The sequence below is a fragment of the Microvirga terrestris genome (assembly GCF_015694425.1).
GTDB classification, from domain to species: Bacteria; Pseudomonadota; Alphaproteobacteria; order Rhizobiales; family Beijerinckiaceae; genus Microvirga; species Microvirga terrestris.
The window spans coordinates 43,822-66,126 of record NZ_JADQDN010000004.1 but is presented as its reverse complement, the minus strand read 5'-3'; the positions used below and the strand labels follow the sequence as shown (position 1 = coordinate 66,126).

Annotated in this window: 16 protein-coding genes; 1 reads left to right on the top strand and 15 read right to left on the bottom strand. The window is 63.6% G+C overall.

What is annotated here, in order from left to right:
• Positions 1–4 precede the first annotated feature (4 nt).
• Positions 5–2,023: an AI-2E family transporter gene (locus I2H36_RS09430; RefSeq protein ID WP_196263649.1), complete on the top strand. Its 2,019-nt coding sequence runs from the start codon at positions 5–7 to the stop codon at positions 2,021–2,023.
• 4 nt (positions 2,024–2,027) lie between these two features.
• Here I2H36_RS09430 and I2H36_RS09425 read toward each other — a convergent pair whose 3' ends face one another.
• The 15 genes from I2H36_RS09425 to I2H36_RS09355 form a co-directional block, all read right to left on the bottom strand.
• Positions 2,028–3,011: a dipeptide ABC transporter ATP-binding protein gene (locus tag I2H36_RS09425; RefSeq protein WP_196263648.1), complete on the bottom strand. Its 984-nt coding sequence runs from the start codon at positions 3,009–3,011 to the stop codon at positions 2,028–2,030.
• Positions 3,008–4,024 carry an ABC transporter ATP-binding protein gene (locus I2H36_RS09420; RefSeq protein ID WP_196263647.1) on the bottom strand — a complete coding sequence of 339 codons (1,017 nt, stop codon included), beginning with the start codon at positions 4,022–4,024 and terminating at the stop codon, positions 3,008–3,010. The genes I2H36_RS09425 and I2H36_RS09420 overlap by 4 nt, the downstream gene beginning before the upstream one ends.
• A 2-nt stretch (positions 4,025–4,026) precedes the next feature.
• Positions 4,027–4,938, bottom strand: a complete 912-nt coding sequence (locus I2H36_RS09415) for an ABC transporter permease subunit (protein ID WP_196263646.1) — start codon at positions 4,936–4,938, stop codon at positions 4,027–4,029.
• Positions 4,935–5,945, bottom strand: a complete 1,011-nt coding sequence (locus tag I2H36_RS09410; RefSeq protein WP_196263948.1) for an ABC transporter permease subunit — start codon at positions 5,943–5,945, stop codon at positions 4,935–4,937. Before I2H36_RS09410 ends, I2H36_RS09415 begins: the two co-directional genes overlap by 4 nt.
• Positions 5,946–6,008: 63 nt before the next feature.
• Positions 6,009–7,610, bottom strand: a complete 1,602-nt coding sequence (locus I2H36_RS09405) for an ABC transporter substrate-binding protein (protein WP_196263645.1) — start codon at positions 7,608–7,610, stop codon at positions 6,009–6,011.
• A gap of 254 nt (positions 7,611–7,864) precedes the next feature.
• Entirely contained in the window at positions 7,865–9,748 is a 1,884-nt protein-coding gene (locus I2H36_RS09400; protein WP_246718736.1) for a response regulator, read from the bottom strand.
• Positions 9,749–9,762: 14 nt separating this feature from the next.
• Complete coding sequence (locus tag I2H36_RS09395) at positions 9,763–11,487, bottom strand: response regulator (RefSeq protein ID WP_196263643.1); 1,725 nt, start codon at positions 11,485–11,487, stop codon at positions 9,763–9,765.
• Entirely contained in the window at positions 11,484–12,551 is a 1,068-nt protein-coding gene (gene cheB, locus I2H36_RS09390; RefSeq protein WP_196263642.1) for a chemotaxis-specific protein-glutamate methyltransferase CheB, read from the bottom strand. The genes I2H36_RS09395 and cheB overlap by 4 nt, the downstream gene beginning before the upstream one ends.
• Positions 12,552–12,561: 10 nt before the next feature.
• Positions 12,562–14,784, bottom strand: coding sequence for a response regulator (locus tag I2H36_RS09385; protein WP_196263641.1), 2,223 nt, complete (start codon positions 14,782–14,784; stop codon positions 12,562–12,564).
• A 27-nt stretch (positions 14,785–14,811) separates the two neighbouring features.
• On the bottom strand, positions 14,812–16,485 hold the full coding sequence (locus tag I2H36_RS09380; protein WP_343234425.1) for a methyl-accepting chemotaxis protein: 1,674 nt from the start codon (positions 16,483–16,485) through the stop codon (positions 14,812–14,814).
• Between the two features lies 1 nt (position 16,486).
• Positions 16,487–17,083, bottom strand: coding sequence for a chemotaxis protein CheW (locus I2H36_RS09375; protein ID WP_196263640.1), 597 nt, complete (start codon positions 17,081–17,083; stop codon positions 16,487–16,489).
• A 2-nt stretch (positions 17,084–17,085) separates the two neighbouring features.
• Entirely contained in the window at positions 17,086–18,528 is a 1,443-nt protein-coding gene (locus I2H36_RS09370) for a CheR family methyltransferase (protein WP_196263639.1), read from the bottom strand.
• Positions 18,528–19,034 (bottom strand): chemotaxis protein CheW, encoded by a 507-nt coding sequence (locus I2H36_RS09365; protein WP_196263638.1) that lies wholly within the window; start codon positions 19,032–19,034, stop codon positions 18,528–18,530. The genes I2H36_RS09370 and I2H36_RS09365 overlap by 1 nt, the downstream gene beginning before the upstream one ends.
• Positions 19,035–19,129: 95 nt before the next feature.
• Positions 19,130–21,229 (bottom strand): tetratricopeptide repeat protein, encoded by a 2,100-nt coding sequence (locus I2H36_RS09360; protein ID WP_196263637.1) that lies wholly within the window; start codon positions 21,227–21,229, stop codon positions 19,130–19,132.
• Positions 21,205–22,266, bottom strand: coding sequence for a family 8 glycosyl hydrolase (locus tag I2H36_RS09355; RefSeq protein ID WP_246718735.1), 1,062 nt, complete (start codon positions 22,264–22,266; stop codon positions 21,205–21,207). The genes I2H36_RS09360 and I2H36_RS09355 overlap by 25 nt, the downstream gene beginning before the upstream one ends.
• Positions 22,267–22,305 lie beyond the last annotated feature (39 nt).

Sequence of the window (22,305 nt, the reverse complement as noted above, 5' to 3'; positions counted from 1 at the left end):
CCGAATGCGTCCCGCACCCACTCCCGTTCCCCCTCCGGAGACGGAAATCGAGCCGCCTGGCGTTCCGGGACTTTCCGGCCTGCTGACCCTGGCCGTGAGCGTCGTCGTGCTGGCCGCACTCTACGTCGGGCGGGAGGTGTTCCTGCCTGTCGTGCTCGCCATCCTGCTGGCGTTCGTTCTTGCCCCCTTTGTCGAATTGCTGCGCCGGACGCGCCTGAGCCGGGTCCCGGCTGTCATCATTGCCGTGCTGGTGGCTTTAGGCATCATCATGTCCCTGGCCACCGTCATCGGCTTCCAGGTGGCGGGCCTGGCAACCGATCTGCCGCGCTATCAGAGCACCATTGAGAACAAGATCGGCCATCTGCGCGAGGGATCGCTTGGCAAGCTGCCTGCGCTCCTGAAGGATTTCGGCCGCCGCTTCGACAAGGCCGTCGCAGAGCCGCCGCCGGAGCAGCAAGCGCCAGTGCCGTCCAACGCCGCCACACCCCCGCCACCCGAGGAGCCGAAGCCTCTCCCAGTGGAGGTGCACGAGCCGGATCCGACACCGGCTCAGGTCGCCCGGAATGTGCTTTTGCCTTTGCTTGAGCCGCTGGCCACTATGGGCATCGTGTTCGTTGTGCTGGTCTTCATCCTCATGCAACGCGAGGATTTGCGCGACCGGATGATTCGCCTGTTCGGGTCGAGTGATCTGCACCGCACCACGGCCGCGATGGACGATGCCGCGCGGCGACTTAGCCGCTATTTCCTGACTCAGCTGGCACTGAATGCATCGTTCGGGGTGGTCGCCGCCGTCGGTCTGTGGCTGATTGGGGTGCCGAGCCCTATCCTATGGGGTGTCTTTGCGGCCTTGCTGCGCTTCGTGCCGTATATCGGCTCGTTTCTCGCCGCCCTGCCGCCGATCCTGCTCGCCGCTTCCGTCGATCCCGGCTGGTCGATGGCCCTCATGACCCTGGCGCTCTACGCCATCGGCGAACCTTTGATGGGCCATGTGATCGAGCCTATCGTCTATGGCCAGAGCACGGGCCTCTCGCCCTTCGCGGTCGTCATTTCGGCGATCTTCTGGACCTGGATCTGGGGGCCGGTCGGCCTGCTGATCGCAACGCCGCTTACCCTCTGCCTAGTGGTGCTGGGGCGGCACGTGGAGCGGCTTGAATTCCTCGATGTGCTGCTCGGCGACAGACCTGCCCTGACGCCTGCCGAGAATCTCTATCAGCGAATGCTCGCAGGCGATCCCGACGAGGCACTCGAATCGGCCGAACTCCTCCTGAAGGAGCGTTCTCTGACGTCCTATTACGATGAGGTCGCCTTAAGAGGTCTTCAGCTCGCCGCCAATGATGCGACGCGCGGCGTCCTCACCCATCGCCAGCTTGAGCAGGTCAAGGACGTGATCCGAGCCCTGGTGCAGGATCTGGGCGGGCATGACGACGTCGAACCCGAACCGCAGAAAACCAAGGACGATCCGGTAGCCGCTCCCGCGAGCGAAAAACCTGCCAACAAGGAACCGGCTTTGCCTGCGCCCATGCCAGAGGAAAGCGGGATTCCGGAGGCGTGGAGAGCGGATGGTGCAGTGCTATGCGTTGCAGGTCGCGGACCCCTCGACGAGGCAGCCTCCGAGATGCTGTCTCAACTCCTGAGCAAGCACGGGCTCGGCATCCGCGTGGTGCCGCATGAGGCCGTATCGCGCCGGCAGATCTTCAACCTGGACATGACCGGCGTCCAGATGGTGTGCATCAGCTATCTGGAGATCAGCGGGACGCCCGCACATCTGCGCTACCTTCTGCGGCGGCTGAAGCAGAAGGCGAAAGCTCCGACCCTGGTCGGGCTCTGGCCTGCGGAGGACGCGGTGCTGAAGAGCGAGACGATGCGCGCAACGCTCGGCGCCAATTATTACGTCTCGTCCCTGCGCGATGCGGTGGTGCAGTGCCTGAAGGTGGCGACCGGCGAGGAGAAGCTGCCGGAGCCGGCCAATGCGGCAGATGCCAATGGAGCAACGGCAGCCAAGCGGCTGCCATTGCCCGCTTGATGGTTCAAGCCGCCTCTTCGTTCAGGAAGTTTTCGGCGTAGTGGCAGGCGACCTGTCGCCCGTCGAGTTCCCGCAGAGCAGGACGCTCGACCTTGCAGCGCTCCGTCACATAGGGGCAGCGGGTCGAGAACACGCAGCCTTTCGGCGGATTGAGCGGCGAGGGTAGCTCCCCTTTCAGAATGATGCGCTTGCGCTTCACGCCTGTGATGCCGGGCGTCGATGACAGAAGCGCCTGCGTATAGGGATGCAGCGGCCGCGCGTAGATCTTTTCCTTAGGCCCATGCTCGACCGCATGGCCCAGATACATGACGAGCACGTCATGGGCGATATGGCGGACCACGCCGAGGTCGTGCGAGATGAAAAGATAAGCCAATCCCATCTCTTCCTGCAGGTCGGCCAATAGGTTGAGCACCTGCGCCTGGATCGACACGTCGAGGGCCGAGACCGGCTCGTCCGCCACCACGAGCTTCGGCGAGAGCATAAGTGCCCGCGCGATCGCGATACGCTGCCGCTGGCCGCCGGAAAACATGTGGGGATAGCGGCCGTAGTGCTCAGGCCGCAAGCCCACCTTCGCCATCATGGCCCGCGCACGTTCGGTGCGCTCCGCGCTTGAGAGCTTGGTGTTGATGGCCAGCGGCTCCTCCAGGATCGTGCCCACCTTCTTGCGCGGGTTGAGCGAGCCGTAGGGATTTTGGAACACGAACTGCACCATTCGGCGCAGATCCTTGGCATAGTTTGCCGGCGTGTTGACAGCATCGATACCATCGAGGGTGAGCTGACCCTCAGTCGGCTTCTCGATCAGCGTCACCATGCGGGCAAGCGTGGACTTGCCGCAGCCGGATTCGCCCACAACGGCCAACGTCTTGCCGGGTTCGATGGCAAAGGAAATGCCACCCACCGCCTGCAGATTGCCAGGCTCCTTGAACAGGCCGCGTTTGATTTTATAGACCTGCTTCAGGCCCTTGGCTTCGACAACGGGAGCCTTCACGATGCAGCCTCCGTTCCAACGGGATGATCATGCTGAATTTCGGCGTCCCGGTTCGGATCGCCGAGAGGATAATGGCAGCGAATGTGGCCGCCGGCCCAAGGCTTCAGGGTCGGGCGCACGTTGCGCGAATGCTCGGTGGCATAGGCGCAGCGCGGGCTGAAGAGGCACCCCTTCGGGCGATCGTAGAGGCCAGGGACCACGCCAGGAATCGTCGCCAAGCGTCCGCCTTCGCTGCGCTCGGGGAGCGCTGCCAGCAAGGCCGCCGTGTAGGGGTGCTGCGGCGAGGCGAAGAGGTCGTCGGCAGAGCGCTCCTCCATGATCTGCCCGGCATACATCACCATCACGCGCTTGGCGGTGTCGGCCACCACGCCCATGTTGTGGGTAATCATGACGAGGCCCATATTGCGCTCCTTCTGGAGCGATATGAGCAGGTCGAGGATCTGGGCCTGAATCGTCACGTCGAGGGCGGTGGTCGGCTCGTCGGCGATGAGCAGTTTCGGATTGCAGGCAATGGCCATCGCGATCATTACGCGCTGGTTCATGCCGCCAGACATCTGGTGCGGATAGGCGGACAACCGGCTTTCCGGTGAAGGAATGCCAACCTGGCCAAGAAGCTCGACGGCCCGGCGTTCGGCGGCCTTGCGGTCCATACCCTCGTGCAGACGCAGCGTTTCCGTGAGTTGGAACCCGACTGTGAAGGATGGGTTCAGGCTCGTCGTCGGCTCCTGGAAGATCATCGCGACGTCTTTGCCGGTAAGCTTGCGCCGGTCCTTGTCCGAGATCGTCAGGAGGTCGCGGCCGTTGAAGGCGAGCTTGTCAGCGCGCACGCGGCCAGGGAAGGGGATGAGGCCCATGAGGGCCAGCATCGTGACGCTTTTGCCGGAGCCGGATTCGCCCACGACGCCGAGAACCTCACCCTCTTCGAGCTTGAGACTTACGCCATCGACGGCACGCATGATGCCGCCTTGAGTCGGGAATTCGACCGACAGGTTTTCAATTTCAACAAGAGCCATGATCAGCGCTTCAGTTTTGGATCGAGGGCGTCGCGAAGACCGTCGCCCAGAAGATTGAAGGCAAGCACCGTGATGAGGATCGCCAGACCCGGGAAGGTCACGACCCACCAGGCGCGGAGAACGAACTCGCGGGCATCGGCCAGCATGGTGCCCCATTCAGGCGACGGAGGCTGCGCACCGAGGCCGAGGAAGCCCAGGGCTGCCGCATCCAGGATGGCGGTGGAGATGCCGAGCGACGCCTGCACGATGAGGGGCGCGGTGCAGTTGGGCAGCACCTCCCTGAACATCAGGCGCGTCGTACCGGCGCCGCTGACACGGGCAGCCGTCACGTAATCCTTGGAGGTTTCGGTGATCACCGCCGCGCGGGCAAGGCGCACGTAATGCGGCAGGATCACGAGGGCCACAGCCAGCATGGCGTTCATCAGGCCTGGGCCCAGCACCGCCACGATCACGATGGCGAGCAGAAGGCTCGGCAGCGTAAGGATGATGTCCATCAGGCGCATGATGAAGATCTCGGTCAGACCGCGGAAGAAACCCGCCACGAGGCCGAGAACGGTGCCGATTGCGATGGAGATCGCCACCACCACGATGCCGATGAGCAGCGACAGCTGGGCGCCGTAGATAAGGCGGGAGAGGATGTCACGCCCGATGGGATCAGTGCCGAGTGGGTAGGAAATCGAGCCGCCTTCCTGCCAGAACGGCGGCTTCAGGGCGATTGCGGTGTTGGTGAGATTAGGATCGTGGGGAGCGATCACATCGGCGAGCAGCGCGACGAGTATGACGGCCACAATGATCACCAAGCCAGCGACAGCGCCATGGTTGGCGCTGAAATAGCCCCAGAACTCGCGCACCGGGTGAGGAGGGGTGGCCGTCGGCACTGCGATGGCCGGAGCTTCCATGGTTTCAGTGGTCATCGCGTATGCCTGATGCGAGGATTGATAAGGCCGTAAGCAAGGTCGACGAGAAGGTTCACGCTCATCACCACCACGCCGAGCAGCAGAGCGCCGCCCTGCAGCACGGGATAATCACGCCGGAAGATGGCATCGATGAGCCACTTGCCGACACCGGGCCAGGAGAAGATCGTCTCGGTGAGGATCGCGCCGGTGAACAACACGCCGATCTGCAGGCCGATCACGGTCACGACCGGGATCAGTGCGTTGCGCAGCGCATGGAGTGCGACGATGCGGAAGCGCGAAAGACCCTTGGCCTTGGCGGTACGAATGTAATCCTCGCCTAGAACCTCAAGCATGGCCGAGCGGGTCATGCGCGCAATCACCGCGAGCGGCACCGTGCCGAGCACGATGGTAGGCAGGATCAAATGATTGACAGCCGACCAGAAGGCTTCGGGTTCATCGGAAAGCAGGGTGTCGATCAGAAGGAAGCCGGTAATGGGCTCGATGTAATACAGAACGTCGATGCGGCCCGAAACGGGCGTCAGGTCGAACTGCACCGAGAACAGCAGAATGAGAATGAGCCCCCACCAGAAGATCGGCATGGAATAGCCCGCGAGTGAAATGCCCATTACACCATGGTCGAAAATCGAGTTTCGCCGGATGGCCGCGATGATGCCGGCGGGAAGGCCTAAGACAAGAGCAAAGATGATGGCGCAAAGGGCCAGCTCGATGGTGGCCGGGAACAGCGACGAGAACTCGTTCAGCACCGGCTCCTGCGTGATCATCGACTTGCCGAGATCGCCTTGGAGGACCCGAGCCAGATAGATCCCGTACTGGACGATGATCGGCTTGTCGAAGCCGTATTCCTTGCGCAGCTGCTCGTGGCGCGCGGGATCGATGCCGCGCTCGCCTGCAAGGGTTTCGATCGGATCGCCGGGCACGAGGCGGATTAGGAAGAAGGCGAGCAGCGTGATTCCGATGAATGTCGGAATGATCAGGCTGACGCGGGTCAGGATGAATCTAAGCATGGCCAAAACGGAAAAAGGCGGAGCGGCCATGAGGCCGCTCCGCCAGGTTGACGGGATAGAAGCTTATTTGCCCTTGATGTCCACGCCGTAGAAGGTGTGGCGTCCAAACGGCGAGAGCTTGAAGTCCACCACTTCCTTGCGGACCGGCTTCAGCTGCACGGCGTGAGCCACCGTGAACCAAGGAGCCTGCTCCTTGAAGATCTTCTGAGCTTCTTCATAGAGCTTGGTACGCTCGGCCTGGTTGGTGACGACTTTGGCCTTGGTCACGAGATCATCGAAGGGCTTGTAGCACCACTTGGCGATGTTCGAGCCGGAGTTGCTCTGCGCCGAGGCGCAGCCCAGCAGGGTGTGCAGGAAGTTATCCGGGTCGCCGTTGTCGCCGGTCCAGCCGAGCTGAGCCATCTGGTGTTCGCCAGCCTGGGCCCGCTTGCGGTACTCGCCCCACTCGAAGCTCTTGATCTCAGCCTTCACGCCGATCTTGGCGAGGTCGGCCTGCATGAGCTCGGCGATGCGGCGTGCATTCGGGTTGTAGGGACGCTGCACCGGCATAGCCCAGAGGTCGGTCTCAAGACCGTTCGGGTAGCCAGCCTCGGCCAGGAGCTTCTTGGCCGCTTCGGGATTGTACTCGTCGTCTTTGATGGACTTGTTGAACGACCACATGGACGGCGGGATCGGGTTCGTTGCAGGAACGCCCGAACCGAGGAACACGGCGTCGACGATGGCCTTCTTGTTCATGGCCATGTTGAAGGCCTTGCGGACGCGTACGTCGTCGAAGGGCTTCTTCGTGGTCTGATAAGCGAGGTAGCCGACATTCAGCCCAGCCTGCTCCATGAGCGTGACGTTCGGGTCCTTCTTGATGGCCTCGATGTCAGCCGGATTCGGATACGGCATGACGTGGCATTCGCCCTTCTGGAGCTTCGCCCAGCGGACGGAAGCATCAGGGGTAATCGCGAACACGAGATCGTCGATCTTCGCCTTGCCTCCCCAATATTCCGGGAAAGCTTTGAAGCGAACGATGGCGTCCTTCTGGTAGTTGACGAGCGTGAAGGGGCCCGAGCCGATCGGATCCTGGTCGATCTTCTCCGGGGTGCCGGCCTTCAACATGGCGTCGGCGTATTCCTTCGACTGAACGCCCGCCCACTGCATGGCAAGGTTCGCCAGGAATGGGGCTTCCGGCTGGTTGAGCGTGATCCGGACAGTGTAGTCATCAACCTTCTCGACAGACTTCAGCAGCTTGGGCATGCCCATGTCGGTGAAGTAGGAGTGGTTCGGGCTCGTCACCTTAAAGTAAGGATTGTCTTCCTTCCACTGACGCTCGATCATGAACACGATGTCATCGGCGTTCACGTTGCGGGTCGGCTTGAAGCTCTTGTTGGAGTGGAACTTGGCGTTCTTGCGGATGTGGAAGGTGTAGACCGTGCCGTCAGCCGAAATGTCCCACTTTTCGGCGAGCCCTGGAACGACCTGCGTGCCACCGCGCTCGAAATCAACGATGTTGTCGTAGATATGCTCGTTCACATCGAACGAGGTGCCGGTGGTGTTGATGCCGGGGTAAAAGTTCTCCGGGCTACCTTCGGAGCAGTAGACGAGGGTTTTGGCGGCCAGGGGAGCGGCGGCCAGGAAGGCCGGAACGCAGATAGCTGCGAAGAGGGCTGATTTTTTCATTACCTTGATCCTCTGAGACGGCTCTACTCATGGCCGTTCTGTGACGGAGTTAAGGTGCGAAGCCCCGATATTGTCAATCTGTCGATGCAACAATGGATAATTTTTAGAGGAAATTAACCATTTTCTGTGCCTGCGGCAGCCTCTAAGAGCAGCTTTCTGGTCAAATTTCCGCGATTCTTCACAACTTTGGACAGCCCTGCCAAGAACAGGGTTGTCCACAATCCAGCCAGGGGTCCGGCCGGCAGGAAGCGCCATCATTCCTGCTTCTGCCCGGCCGCCTCACGGACCTTTACGGCGAGGTCGGCGCGAGTGAAAGGCTTGTGCAACATCAGGTAGCCGTCCGGCACACGTTTGGGATCGGCGTAGCCGGTCACAACCATGATGCCAAGGCCGGGACGGGCCTCGCGCGCCTTGTCGGCGAGTTCGATCCCCGTCATGCCGGGCATGGCAAAATCCGCGATCAGCACATCGAGCTGATCGTCGGTTTTCAGGATATCGAGGGCTGAAGATCCGTCGGCGGCCTCGACGACACGGTGACCCATCTCGTTCAGGTAAGCCGCCGTCACCGTGCGAACTTCCGCATCGTCATCTACAAGCAGGATCCGCACTTTGGGAGCATCGAGGGCGATGGACTGCTCCTCGTGAGGTCTGCCGTCCTGTGCCTCTGTGGCACGTGAGAGATAGAGTTCCACCGTCGTGCCGACGCCGAGCGTGCTGTGGATCGTCACAGTGCCGCCGGATTGCTGCGCCAGCCCATAGACCATGGGAAGCCCCAGACCCGTACCCTTGCCCACCTCCTTCGTTGTGAAGAAGGGCTCAAGCACCCGCGCCAAAACCTCCGGTGGAATGCCGGTGCCGGTATCCGCCACCGAGATCAGCACGTAATCCCCGCCGGGGAGATCATTGATCCGGCCTTCCTCGACCACCTCGTTGCGGGTCGAGAGGGTGAGAACCCCGCTCTCGGTTATGGCGTCGCGGGCATTGATGCACAGGTTCAGGATGGCCAGTTCGAGCTGGTCCGGATCGACCATGGCGGTCCACAGTTCATCTGCGAGGTGCTTCTCGATCCGAATCACGCCGCCGAGCGTGCGGATGAGCAGATCGCTCATGCCGGTAATGACCTGGTTCACGTCAACAGCCTGCAATCTCAGGTCCCGCTGGCGGCTGAAGCTCAGGAGCCTCTGGGTCAGGGATGCACCCCGCTCCGCCGCATAGGTGGCATTCTGCAGAAGGCGCGTCAGCCGTGGATCGTCGGGAGCCCGGCGCGACGCGAGGTCCAGGCTGCCGAGCACGGCCATCAGCAGATTGTTGAAGTCATGTGCCACACCGCCGGCGAGGGTGCCGAGAGCCTGCATCTTGTCGGCCTGACGCAGGCGCAACTCCATCAGCTTGCGTTCCGTGATGTCGCGCTCGATGGTGGCGAGATTCGTCACATTGCCCTGATCATCGAGGATCGGGATGTGGTTGATGAGAAACCACTGCGTCTTGCCGTCGGGCAGGGTGCGCTCCTCGATCACCTCGTCGGGCTGACGGGCTTGGATGGCGCGCCGCTCGGCCTCCTCGATCATCGTCGCCCGCTCAGGCGAAATGTAATCCCTCTCCTTGTGGCCCAGGCAGTCGCCGGCCGTGCCACCGAGGCTCCTGGCCTTGCCGGCGTTCAGGCGCACGAAGCGGCCTTCCGGATCTTTGAACGAGATCAGATCGCCCGTGCTCTCCATCAGCCCGTGCAGAAGCGCGCGCTCGGTATCGAGTTCCCGTGCAAGGAGGCGCCGCTGATAGGCCGCGGCCACCATATTGGAAAGGGCGGTGGGCTCCCAGGGCTTGGGTACATAGGCCATGATGCGGCCCTTGTTGACCGCGCCGATCACCGCTTTCAGGTCCGCATATCCTGTAAGGAGAATCGCCTCTGCGTCGGACACATCCCGGGCCTTGGCCAAAAACTCATCGCCTTGCATTTCAGGCATGCGCTGGTCCGAGATGATGATGGCGACTTCCGGTTCGTGCCGGAGGATCTCGAGCGCTTTGAGCGGAGACGAGGCTGTCAGCACCCTGTAATCGTTCTCGAACAGATCTTCGAGTGCGACCAGAATATCCGGCTCGTCGTCGACCACCAGGATCGTGCCATTCGTTGAAGTCATCTCGCTCGGCAAGGTCATGAAACAATCTGCCTCGGGATCGTGATGATGAAGCTGGCCCCACCGGCCGGCCCCCCAGTCACCGTGATCGATCCTTTGTGGGCCTGGACGACGCTATAGGCGATGGCCAGGCCAAGTCCAGTTCCAGACCCAACGGGTTTGGTGGTGAAGAACGGTTCGAAGATGCGCTCCCGCAATTCCGGTGGGATTCCCGGCCCCGTATCGTTGATCCTGATCGTATAGGTTGTCTCGTTGCTCTCGGTTTCAATGTCTATGCCGCCGGTCCCCTTGATGGCATCGGCCGCATTGCCGAGGATGTTCATCACGACCTGATTGAGCAGGGCGGGCGAGCAGTAGAGATCCGGAACCGCCTTGTAGTGGCGGCGCACATCGATTCGGGTGCCCAGTTTGTGACCCAGGAGAGCCAGAACGGTCTCGATTGATTCGGGCACGTTGACGGTCTGGAAATCGCCTTCGTCCAGACGCGAGAAGCGCCGGAGATTCAGGACGAGTTCCTGAATCCGGCCGAGCCCGAGTTTCATGGCGCCGATCCGGTCGAGGGATTTTCGAACCTGCCGCTCAAGCCCAGCCTCAGGTGGGAGCTTTCCTTCGATTTCCGTGAGTAGCCGTTCAACGGTTCCCTGGTGCGCCTGGATGAAGGCCAGGGGATTGTTGATCTCATGGGCGATGCCCGCCACCAATTCGCCCAGCGAGGCCATCTTGGCCGCTTGGACGAGCTGGGCCTGGGTTCCCTTCAGGAGGTCATTGGCCTCTTCTAGCTCGCGGTTCGCCTTGGCGAGCGCCTCGGCCGAGGCGGCTTCGGCCCGAGCGCGGGCCAGCGCGATCTCACGCTCGCGCAACTCCGCCTCGATGCGCCAGTTCTCATCCTGCATGAGCTTGCGCCGCACGAGCGCGCGGATCCGCACCCGCATCCCGTCGGCCTCGATGCTGGTCGGGATGATATCGTCCACCCCTGCGGCAAAGGCCCGGGCGAGAAGCTGCCCACCCTCTTCGTTGCCCAGGCCCACGATGGCAAAGCTCGGAGCGTCTGCTCCCGGCAGGGGCGCCAAGCCCCGGTACAGGTTCAGCTGGCGGCAGAGTTCGATGCCGTCGAAGCCCGGACTGAGCAGGTTCACCAGGATGCAGTCCCAGGTGGCATCCACCGAGTGCACGAGCCGCAGGGCCTCGCCAGGATTGGGAGCGGCGGTGACCGCATAGCCCTCGTGGGCCAGCATGTCCTGAAGGTAGGTGCGGCGGGTGATGCTGTCGTCCACGATCAGGATGCAGGCCCGACGAAACGTTCCGAAACTGGGAGACTGCCGCTCCTCCTGCTCATCGCTGGTGAGCGATGGACGCCGGCGCAGAAGCGCCTTGATCCGCAGGATGATCAGCTCCTGTTCGGCGGATTTGGAAATGTAGGCGTCGGCCCCGCTCTCCAGGCCCTGCCGCTCGACGGTGCGCTCCCGGGCTTCCGTGAGCATGATGACCGGAATGGCGCGGGTGCGAACGTTCAGGCGCATCTGCCGGGTCAGCTCATCCCCGTTCATGCCGGGCAGGTGGAAATCGGCGATAACGAGGTCGGGAAGCTTCTCGTTCAGCCCGTCGAGGGCGGCCTCCGCAGTCGAGCGCCAGGAGACATGAAAGCCGTTCGTCTCCAGCATGTGGCGCAGCTGCAGCGCCTGGGTCTCCGAATCCTCGACAAGAAGGATCTCGGCGGCCTGCGCTATGGGGCCCGTGCTCATTCGCCGTCTCCTCGGGCCAGGCGCAGGATACGGGGGGCGATCATGTCGAGGGGCACGCTGACATTGACGCCGCCCATGCGCGCGGCCGCCGCCGGCATGCCGTAGACGACAGCGGTGCTTTCGTCCTCCGCCACCGCATAGCCGCCAGCCTGGCGCAGCTCAACGAGGCCCTGGGCACCGTCCTCGCCCATGCCGGTGAGGATGACACCCAGGCTCCTGCGACCGAGCGAGCGTGCCATCGATTGGAACAGCATGGTGGCCGAGGGTCTCTGGTTGCCGAGGGGCGGCTCGGCGCTCAGCTTCAGGGTGCCGGCCGAGGAGAGAAGCAGGTGCCGGTCCCCGGGCGCGACATAGACCCGGCCGGGTATCGGGGTCTCCTGATCCTGGGCAAGGCGCACTTCGAGAGGGACCAGTCCGTTCAGCCAGGACGCGAAGCCTTCCATGAAGGGAGCTCCCATGTGCTGGACGAGGAGAATCGGCAGTGGAAAGTCCGGGGGCAGGGCACCGAGGATTTTCGCCAGCGCGGGCGGTCCGCCGGTCGAGGCAGCAATCCCCATGATGCTCGGACGCGTCGTGCTCCATTCTGGGTCGCGCCTGGGGGCGGCGGCCTCACGCCAGGGCGTGAATGCACGCTGCCTGACGACGGGCACCTGACTCATAATGTAGAGCTGGGTGCAGATGGTGCCGGCGATGGCGGCATAGCCGTCGCTGGAGAGACCAACGGGCTTCTCCACCACCGTGAGCGCCCCGGCCCGCAGGGCGTTCATGGAAATCTTGAGCGAGGAATCCTCGATGCTGTCGGCAATGACCACGATGGGCGTCGGCTGCTCCGCCATGATCCTGCGCGTCGCCTCCAATCCGTCCATTCCCGGCAGGCGAATATCCATGGAGATCACATCCGGCCGGATGCGGCCGATCTCCCGCAGCGCCTCCTCGGCGGAGCCCACGGCTGCGGCCACCACAAGGCGTGGATCGCTAGCGATGATATGGACGAGCAATTGGCGAACGACGAGGGAATCCTCGACGACCATCACCCGGACACGCAACTGAGGCGCCATACTCATCACCCGGAACTCACAATACCTGTCCGATCGTCGCCAGCAGCTCGCGCTGATCGAACTTCTGCTTGGTGATATAGGCGCTCGCGCCAAGATCGAGACCCCTGCGCACGTCCTCGGGGTCGGCGCGGGACGTCATCAGGATCACCGGGAGGGCGGAAAGCCGCGGGTCGTTCTTGATCACCTGCAGCAGACCGAAGCCGTCCATACGCGGCATTTCCACATCGGCGATCACGAGATCGATCATGGCTTCGCCCGAGCGCAGCACATGGAGGGCATCGATACCGTCGACGCTGAGGACAACCTCATAGCCCTGCGCCTCCAGAATGCTCTTTTCAAGCGTGCGGGTGGTGATGGAATCGTCGACCACGAGGATCGTCCTGGCTTGGCGTTCCTCCTCCTGGGCCCATCCCGTGAGACCCAAACCTCCGCTCGCGAGGCCGCTTTCGTTCCTGATCCAATGTTCGATCAGTCGATCCGGGCTGAGCACGAGAGCCGGCATCTCGTCGTCGAGCAGCACGGTTCCTGAGACCAGATCGTTCAGCCCAATGGCCTGACCATCACTGACGAGCATCGTGCGGACGTCGTGGAACCCGTTGACGGCAAAGGCGCAGGTTCGTGAGCCGTGGCGAATGAGAACAGCCTTCACGTGTCCGTTCTCGGTCGGGAGGGGGGCATGGGGGGATCCTGTCAGAGCGGCAAGGGCGATGACCGAAACGACAACGTCCTGCCCCCCGAACTCGATCCGGGCGGCCGGCCGGCCTTCCACACTCTCCAGTGCTTCGGTCCGGAGGCGCAGAAGGCGCTCGACCGCGTGGGCGGGCAGGCCGAACATGCGGCCTTCCGCCTCAAGCAGCAGCAACGGCTGCCGTGCGGCCGTGAACGGTACGTTCAGCAAAACCTCAGTACCGTGCGGGTAGCGGGGCCGGAGCAGAACCGACCCTTGCAGCCTGCGAACGGCTTCCGCCACGACAGACAGGCCGATGCCACGGCCGGACAGCCTGTCGATTTCGCCTGCCGTCGAAAAGCCCGGCGTGAAGACGAGAGCGAGCAACTGATCCATCATCGGCGGCGGATGGCCTGGAGGCCTGGGCTGAAGCAGCCCGCGCTCGATGGCGACCTGCTCGATCCGGGCGAGATCGGGGCCGCGTCCATCATCCCGAATGCTGACGACCAAGCGGCCGCCGCGCGATGTCAGCTCCAGGATGACCTCGGCCCGCTCGGGCTTGCCATTGGCGATCCGTTCCTCCGGGAGTTCCACGCCATGGCTTACCGCATTGCGCAGGAGATGCATCACGGGATCCTTGAGGGCCTGAAGCACCTGCCGGTCGACCTGGATGTCGAGGCCGGTGCTGCGCACATGCGCATCCCGACCGGCCTCTCGGGCAATCTCGCGCACCATGGGCCCGAAGCCGCCGAACACCGTCTCGGCCGAGACGAGCGACACCCGGTCGATGTTTTCGCGCAGCTGGCGGGCGGCCTGTTCAACGGACCAGCTCGAATGCCGCCGCTCGCGGGTCAGGGCGGATATCCTGCGGAACAAGCCTTTCAAGCCTTGGTCGAAATCGCGCAAGCGCGGAGCGAACGATGCGGCCTTGCGCGAGGTTGAATAAAGTTCCTGTTGTGTGGCTGCGCCCGAGGCGTTCATCTGCTCTTGCAGCTGATCCCAGCTCCGTCGCAAGCCACGGACCTCGAGCTCGACTTGCCGCAAGTCATCATCAAGGCTTTCGTTTGCCTGCAGCACGGTCAGAAGCTGGTGCATAGAGGTGGAGAGTTCCTCCATCTGTTCGGCCGCCACGCGCAGGTATGCGCTGCCGCCGGCGTCAGCGGGAAGGATTGCGTCGGTTTTCGCAGGTGAGGGCTCCGGGTCGCGAGGTGCCGTGGCCATTGCAGGCGCTGGCTTCGCCTCGACGGGAGGCGCTGAGGGCTTGAGAACGCCGGCGACGAGATCCTCGATCAGATCGAGATTGCGCCGCACCGTCGCAATCGTCGGCTCGTCGAGGGATTGCTGCCCTTCCAGAACCTGTGAGAACAGCGACTCAAGCTGGTGCGCAACCTCCTCTACGGAGGGCAGATCAACCGCGCGGGCCGCGCCTTTCAGGCTGTGCGCCCGGCGAAAGACATCCGTCAGGTCGATCTCGCCCCGGCCGGCCTGATCGAGCGCAGATCGGATCACACCGAGATGCTCCCGATGCTCCGCGTCGAAGGCTGCCAGCAGCTGTTTGCGGATATCCGTCACGATGCGCGCATCTCCATGTCCGCCGCGTTAGAGACGATAGCGTTCGGCGAGGCCGAGGAGCTGCTGCGCGAGCTGGGACAGATTGGCCGCTGCCGTGTCGAGCTGCCGTGTGCCGGCTGCCGTCTGCTGGCTCGCCTGACGAATGTTCTGGAGGGCGCCCATCACCTGCTCGATGCCGAGCTGCTGCTGGTTGGTGGAGGCGACGATCTGCTGGAAGGTCTGCACGCTTTCCTGGATCTGGCCCGAGATGCCGGTGATCGTCTGCTGCGTGATGTCGGTGCGCTCCTTGCCGGCGCTCACGCGCTTGACGGCCTCCTCGGTCAGCATCACGGACGAATTGATGCCGCGCTGAATGTCGCCCAGGATCGAGCGCACCTGGGTGGTCGCGTCCTTGGCCTGATCGGCAAGCGTCTTCATCTCGGACGCCACGACCGCGAAGCTGCGTCCGTTCTCGCCGGCTGCTGCCGCTTCGATCGCTGCGTTCAGCGCCAGAAGATGCGTACGTTCTGAGATGTCGTTGACGGAGGAGATGATCTCGCCGACAGCCTGCGTCTTCTCGCTCAAGGCGACGATGTTTTCCGCCACCGCTTCGGCCTGCTCGCGGATTGCATCCATGGCGCGTGCGGTGTCGTCGACAGCTTGCAATCCAGCCATGCTGGTCTGGGCCGCAGCCTGCGCGGAGGCGATGACCTCCTGAGCACGCTTGCCGATCTGGGCTCCCGAATGGGTGATCTCATCGACGGTTGCTGCAGTTTCCTGAACGGCCGCCAGCTGCTCTTCGACGGAGGCCGCCTGCTCCTGGGTCGAAGCGCGGATTTCCGCCGCCGCCGCATTCAGGTTCTCGGTGGCCTCACGGCTTTGGCGCGCGAGCTGCCGCAAGCCCTCGACCATCGTATTGAGCGTGGCGCCGAGATGTCCGATCTCGTCCTTGCCGGTCACGGCCATCTGGCCGCCCAGCTCTCCGCGCCCGATCCGCTCGACAAAGCCCATGAAAACACCGAGAGGCGTGATGATGGACGAGCGCAGGAGATAGCTGATGATCAGGCTCAGCAGGGCGATGCCCGCCACTGCCACGATGATCGATGTTCGGCTCCTCTCGTAGATTTCGCCGGCCTGCCGCTGCCCGACCGCATTGGCCTCGAACATGACGGCTCTGACGCTATCGAGCGTTCTGACCCAGTCGCTGCGCCGCGCATCCAGGATCGTCTGCGTCCTCTGCATGGTGGCGAGATCACCACTCCGCAGTTCCGCGAATTGCTGTTCGCTCGCGGTTCGCAACTGGCGGAGACCTTCGCTGGCCTCCTTGAGAAGAGCCGTAACCCGCTGCCAGGCGGCTCCGCGCTCCCGGGAGATCGACTGCGCGGCGAAGCCGCTCACCATGGCTGTCGCTTGAGCGATATCCGCCTCTGTCTTTGACGCGACCCTATTCCACTCCTGAATGCGATCTTCGAAGGAAACCTGCTGGCCCAGGGCGCGAAGCAGGTAGCCTGCCATGATCTGCTGCCGGAGGTTGCGCATGACGTTCTGGTCATCGTCGATGACCTCCAGCTGACGCATCAGTGAGATGTCCCTCGAGACAATCCTCTCGGTTGTCTGCCGAACGTCGTCGAGCCGGTTGATGGAATAGAGGCCAAGCCCGACCATGAGGGCGACAATGACGGCGAAGCCGAGAAGAATACGGTTGGCGATCGAGATCGTCACGTCAGACTCCAGAAACAGGGGAAATGTACAGGAAGGAGCGCAGAAGCCGCTCGGTATCGAGAAGAGACAGGATATCGGCCGGGTCTCCGGCGGCGTCTAGCACGCGGGCATAGCCGGTCACCGCCTCGGTTCGGAAGCCCGTGGCCTCACCCGTCAGCAGATGAATGTCAGCGACCGCATAGGCGCGCTCGACCCTGAGAGCCACCTGCGGCTGATCTCGGCGGAGCAGTACGACATGATGGTCTCCATCCTCCGTAGAGGATGGTTCGATGCCCAGCGCGAGCGCCAGATCGATCACGCTCACCAGTCGTCCACCTCGACCGAACAAGCCGACCAATGCCTGTGGTCCATCCGGAATTGGCATGACTTTCTGTGGAGGCAGCACTTCGGCAACAGTCTCAACCGGAATCCCGAAGCGCTCGCGGCCTGAGCCGCAGACAAGGGCGCGCGGCAGGGCCTGAACCGGCGATGCTTCATCCCTGCGCCGCGATGCGAGGCTCTCGGTTCTCTCATCGAGGATATGCTGCACCCGTTCCTCGGCCGAGCGGATCCCGCCTCTTTCGATCTGCCTCAGCTTGCGCCGCACCGATTTTGCCATTGTCATGCCTTCCGTCTGGACGGCGCTGCAGCGTCGAGGTGGATGCGCGCCAGCTCACGCAGCTCCTTCGCGGTGACCCCATCGCCTTCGTCGAGTGGGCAATCGTCAGCCATCGCCGCGACGCTCTGGGCCGCATGGGTGAGGGAGCGTCGCCCCGGGGCCGATTTTCCCTCGGCGAGCAGCAGGAGTCCGAGATGGTAATGAGCCATGGCGAAGTTTTTATCGAGATAAAGGCTCTTAAGGAAGCTTTTCTCAGCCGCGTCAGGGCGCCCTAGTGCTCGAAGAACGAGGCCCTGGTAAAAATGCAGTGCGGCGCTCAGCGGCTCGGTAATGAGAGCCTTCTGGCAGAGGTCCGCTGCCGCAGCGAGATCGCCCGCATCGGCACGCGTCTTGATATCGCCGAGGAGGTCCCCGGCTGCCTGAGGAACAGGAAAGGCGGACGCCTTTTGTGGAGCCTTCGTGAGGCGCGGGAGGGCTGGTCTGCGATTTGGCGCTTCAGGCTTGGGTTCAGGCAGGAGCGGCTTCCACTCCTGCAGGGTGGCCCTGGGCTGCAGCGGGGCAGGCGTCGGCGGTGGCGCAGTGCCGGCCCCACGCCGGTAGGCGACGGTTCCCGGCAGGTTCAGGGCCTGCATCATCGTCGAGAAGACAGGATTGGGTTCGGCATGGCCCAGCAGCATCCAGCCATCGTCGTCCAGGCGGTCGCGCAAGGCTCCCACAATCCGGGTCACGGTGTCGGGATGGAAGTAGATCAGGACATTACGGCACAGGATCAGATCGAAGTCGGTGAGTTCGAGCGGCGATGTCCCGTCGAGAAGGCTCAGCAGGTTGTGCCGCTCGAAGCGGACCAGGGAGCGAAACTCCCGCCGCACCTCCCACTGCTCCTTGCCGGTGTTCAGAAAATATCGGTCCCGCTGCTCATCCGGCATGGAGCGCAACGCCCATTTGCCGAACCGGGCCTGCCGGGCGGTTCTCAGGACACTGTCGTTGATATCGGTTCCGAGAATGCTGACGCGCCACGTCCCAACGCTCTCGCCGAGGATTTCATTCGTGAGAATGGCCAGGGAATAGGGCTCGGCTCCGGTGGAGCATCCGGCGCTCCAGATGCGCAGCCGCCGCGTAGCGGCCTTCCGGGCGATGATCTCGGGCAGAATGGTCTCGCGCAGGGCTGCGAACTGCTCCGCGTAGCGGAAGAAGAACGTCTCGCCGATGGTGATCTCGGCCTCGAGCTTTCCCCATTCCGCCGGGCCCGAGATCGAGTCGTCGAGAAGGGCCAGGTAGGCGCCGGAATCGGACAGGCCCGTGGCGCGCAGACGCTTGCGCACGCGCTCCCACAGGAGGTCGTCCTTGTCCTGGTAATAGAAATGTCCCGTGCGCTCGATCACACGGCTTTTCAGTTGGGGAAAGCCGGCATCGAGCAACGGAACAGGATCGGGTCGTGCGGCCATCAGGCCGGGACCGCCCATTCGTTGAGGCGGCTCTGCATTTGGCGTCCGAGCTCCGCCAGGGCTTGCTGTTCTTCTGCCAGCAGGATCCGCTCAGCGGAGAGAAGATGAACCAGCCGGTCACTCCAGGTGACCTCCGCCTCGACGCAGCCGTTCAGGGTCCCCGCCTGCCTGACGTCAGAGATTTGAGCGGTATTTACCGTCGCCACATCCAGAACGCGGTCGACAAGGAGCGCATTGGGGCCAGCTGAGCCACTCGCTCCGATCAGGATCAGGTGCCGGTAGAGATCGGCCTCCGGCTCGCCCTCACCCTTCTGGAGGCCGAACAGCACGTCGAGCCGGAGGACCGGAACCGCATCTCCGCCGAGGTTGAAGAAGCCGGCGACCGGCCGGGGCAGCGCCGGTGGACGCCACAGGCGGGGCAGCGGCAGGAACTCGCGCACGGCGCCCCGGTGCAAGGCACAGGCGGTGCCGCACACGTCGAAGATGATGATCTGCAGGCTCGCCATGGATCAGATCGCTGGACGTTGGTTCCGGGTGAGGGGTAAAGGTTTGGTGAGCATTAGATAGGCACCGGGCCGCCTCCGGCAACCGCGCTATCCGGCTACTGAGACGCTTGGTCCGTAGCCTCTTGAATGGCGTTCAGGCCGATGCTGGCCTCTTCCGAATGACCCGTCCGCTGGACGGCGCGGAAGACCTGCTCGGCATCTTTGTAGCGGCCGAGATTGAAATAGGACCAGCCGCGAATCAGCAGGAGATCGTTCTGCTCCGGCACAAGCCGCGCTCGCTCGCCCAGGGCGAGAAGGGTTTCCACGTAGCGCTTGTCTCGGTATGCGGCCAACGCCCGCTGGGTCAGGATCGAGGCTCCAAGCTCCACCTGACGCGAACGGGTCTGCGGCGCCTCGGCTGCCGCGATTGCGGCCTCGGAGGTCAGGTTCTTGCGCAGATAGGCCAAGGACTTGCCGTAGGCGGCCTCTTCGCGGGCGCGACCGCTGCCGGTGGCGATGGCCTGGTCGAAGGCGGCAACGGCCTCCAGGGGCCGGTTGATCTCCATCAGGCACCAGCCGCGGGTGAGAGCCGCGTCGCCTGAAAGGTTTGTTGGATTGCGCGTCATGGCGCAACTGCGCCCCAGAGTGGACCGAGCCTGGGTCTGGCGGACCCGCACGCCCTCCTCGGTTCGGACGAGTGGCTGTTCGACCTCGACACGCTCCACGGCGACCTGACGGGGCACGGCAGCGCGCGGAGCGGCATCCATCTCGGCCCGAGGCTGGTCCGGAGCGGGTCGCCGCCCGGAGCCGGGACCGGTGCCGTCCGCGAGATCGGCGATGCGTTCGGAACGGTTCCTCCACTGGGCGACGATGGCGTTGAAGGCTGCGCGCTCGTTCAGTCGCTGCGTCGACAGGGCGAGGCCATAGGCCGAGGGTTCTTCCTCGGGCTTCCAGCCGAGAGCCGTGCGGAACCAGTCCCGCGCAGTCCGGATCTGCTGCGTGTTGTAGGAGTACCAGCCCAGGGCCTGGGCTCCGTTGGAGAAACGCTGCGCCGTCACAACCGGCACGATCCGCGCGACCACCCGCGCCTCGAGCCGCTGCGGCGGATCCTGGCTGAGGAGTGCCGTGGCGATGTCCAGGTAGATCTTCATGTTCTCGGGAGCGCGCTCACGCCACTCATAGGCGAAGGCCTCGGCGTCCGTGAGCCGCTCGAGCGCCCGCAGCGACATGGCGTAGCCTTCCGCCGCCTTGGCGCCGCCGTTGCGGTCGAGGCCTGTCTTGAACAGTTCGAGCGCCCGCGCCGGATTGCCATGGTGGTAGTTGTACCAGCCGAGGATCAGCACGGGGCCGGCTTCATTGGTGTTTCGCATCAGCCTCTCGACTGCCGCGAGATCCTCGGCCGATGCCGTCATTTTGCTGTCGAGGGAGGCGCGCTCGACCCTGCGGCGGGCCAGCTCGTCGCGGATGGAGCTGAAATCGTCCGGGGTCTCGCCTGCCCTGCGCTCGAACTGGAGCAGATCAGCCACCTGCTGTTCGGGCAGGAGGGTGAGGGCCTTCTGCAAGGTCGCGAGGCGTTCGGCCGGATTGGCGCAGTTCGTCAGGAGATAGGTGTAGACATCCCGAGTACGAGCGGGCCGATCCGTCCTGGCGAACGCCTCCGCCACGCGCCAGAGCACGTCCACATTGGTGCAGGTGAGGAGGCTGGGAGCCTCGGTCGCCACGGACAGCACGGTCTGCCATTGGCCGGAATCGGAGGCATTGACCAGGCGGCGGCGCGCCTCCACCGTTTCCAGAGCCGTGACCAGCTCCTCCGGCGGCTTCCAGTTTTGGTCCGAGGTCTGGCGTTCGGCAATCGCGGCACGGACTTCGGCGATCCGGTCCTCGCGATAGAGATTCCACAGGCGCTCGATGATCGGATCAGGTGCCGCTGCGGCGCCACCGGCGGAGAGCTGCGACAGGTCGCTGGGCGGTGTCCAGTTGGGATAGAGCGCTCTGAGCCGGGCGATCTCCGCATTCACCCTTCGAGTATCGCCCTGGGATGCGAAATAGCGAAGCGCCGATTCATCGACCTGCGACTGGGAGCCGTTGGCAGGAGGCGACTCGGACGGCGGCGATCCGGCGGGCGGCTGAGAGCCGCCGGGGCCGGTCTGCTGCGCGATCGCTGCAAATCCCAGGATCAGGATCGCAGTCGTTATGGCGCTGCCGACGAGACGCATTGCGGATATTTCTCACCCAGCAGGGATTTCGCCAAAAGGTACAGGGTGGACGGATAATAGAGGCTCGGCTCGAACGTCCTCAGCGCTGGCGGAACAGATGTTCCTTCGAGCGCGCAGGCCAGAGCCGCGTGAAGAATGGCATATCCCTGGTCCGTGAGCCGCTCCCGGATCTGTCCGGTCACCACGTTGACCACGGCAACGCCTTCGTTCTCCGCAGACCAGCGCTGCTTAAGGGCTCTCAGCCACTCCAAATCAGTCATCCCTGCTCTCAACAGGTAAAGCGGTATCCTTAAGGAGTTGTAACCAAACTCAGGCGGAAAGCCGTCTGCCGGCTTGGGCTGCAATCCGCTTTGAAGAGATAGCCAATCCGCCGGAAGCCGCACGCGGCCCGCGGTGGCCTGCTGAAGCAGCAGGACCCCGTCGCGCCAGACGCGGGTCCATTCGTATTCCGGCGCGAGCGCCGCCATAATGGGAAAGGTCTCGAAAACCCAATAGGAGAGGTTGACCACCGGGCCATCGGGGCGGTCTCCTTCTCCGAAACCACTGGCGCCGGGCAGAAGTATGAGAGAGCGACCGCTGCGACCGAGAGTGTTCTTGCCGATCGCTCTGGCGATTTTCTGCGCGGCGGTGGTGTAACGGGGCTCCTGCCAGACTTCCCCAGCCTTTGCCAGCGCATAGGCGATCAGAAGATCGCCATCGGTGGCGTTGTTGCGGTCTGTCACTCGAGGCTTTGCGCCAGGGTCCCACTTCCACACCGCCAGGCCGTCGTCCCGGATCAGGAGTTCGGTGAAGGTGAAGCTCCAGATCTGCTCGAAGGAGCGCCGGTCGGAGGCCGCCAGGGCGAGGAGGAGGCCATAGCCCTGCCCCTCGCTGTGGCTGATATTGCCGTTGGCGGTATCGACCACACGACCGCTGTCCTCGACAAAGCGGGAGCGGTAAGCCTCCCAATCGACCGACGACACGGTTCCCGCGATCTTCAGCCGCTGCACGGCGAGACTCTGTGAGAATGCCATTGGGGCCATGACGAGGGAGAGCATGGCCAGGAGCCATGGTAGGAATGGTGCTAAGCGCGGCAC

What these genes read in the sequence shown, in the direction of transcription:
- I2H36_RS09430 (WP_196263649.1), top strand. Translation starts at nt 5, where the DNA reads ATGCGTCCCGCACCCACTCCCGTTCCCCCTCCGGAGACGGAAATCGAG.
- I2H36_RS09420 (WP_196263647.1), bottom strand. Translation starts at nt 4,024, where the DNA reads ATGGCTCTTGTTGAAATTGAAAACCTGTCGGTCGAATTCCCGACTCAA.
- I2H36_RS09415 (WP_196263646.1), bottom strand. Translation starts at nt 4,938, where the DNA reads ATGACCACTGAAACCATGGAAGCTCCGGCCATCGCAGTGCCGACGGCC.
- I2H36_RS09410 (WP_196263948.1), bottom strand. Translation starts at nt 5,945, where the DNA reads ATGCTTAGATTCATCCTGACCCGCGTCAGCCTGATCATTCCGACATTC.
- I2H36_RS09405 (WP_196263645.1), bottom strand. Translation starts at nt 7,610, where the DNA reads ATGAAAAAATCAGCCCTCTTCGCAGCTATCTGCGTTCCGGCCTTCCTG.
- I2H36_RS09400 (WP_246718736.1), bottom strand. Translation starts at nt 9,748, where the DNA reads ATGACTTCAACGAATGGCACGATCCTGGTGGTCGACGACGAGCCGGAT.
- I2H36_RS09395 (WP_196263643.1), bottom strand. Translation starts at nt 11,487, where the DNA reads ATGAGCACGGGCCCCATAGCGCAGGCCGCCGAGATCCTTCTTGTCGAG.
- cheB (WP_196263642.1), bottom strand. Translation starts at nt 12,551, where the DNA reads ATGAGTATGGCGCCTCAGTTGCGTGTCCGGGTGATGGTCGTCGAGGAT.
- I2H36_RS09375 (WP_196263640.1), bottom strand. Translation starts at nt 17,083, where the DNA reads ATGGCAAAATCGGTGCGGCGCAAGCTGAGGCAGATCGAAAGAGGCGGG.
- I2H36_RS09370 (WP_196263639.1), bottom strand. Translation starts at nt 18,528, where the DNA reads ATGGCCGCACGACCCGATCCTGTTCCGTTGCTCGATGCCGGCTTTCCC.
- I2H36_RS09365 (WP_196263638.1), bottom strand. Translation starts at nt 19,034, where the DNA reads ATGGCGAGCCTGCAGATCATCATCTTCGACGTGTGCGGCACCGCCTGT.
- I2H36_RS09360 (WP_196263637.1), bottom strand. Translation starts at nt 21,229, where the DNA reads ATGCGTCTCGTCGGCAGCGCCATAACGACTGCGATCCTGATCCTGGGA.
- I2H36_RS09355 (WP_246718735.1), bottom strand. Translation starts at nt 22,266, where the DNA reads ATGCTCTCCCTCGTCATGGCCCCAATGGCATTCTCACAGAGTCTCGCC.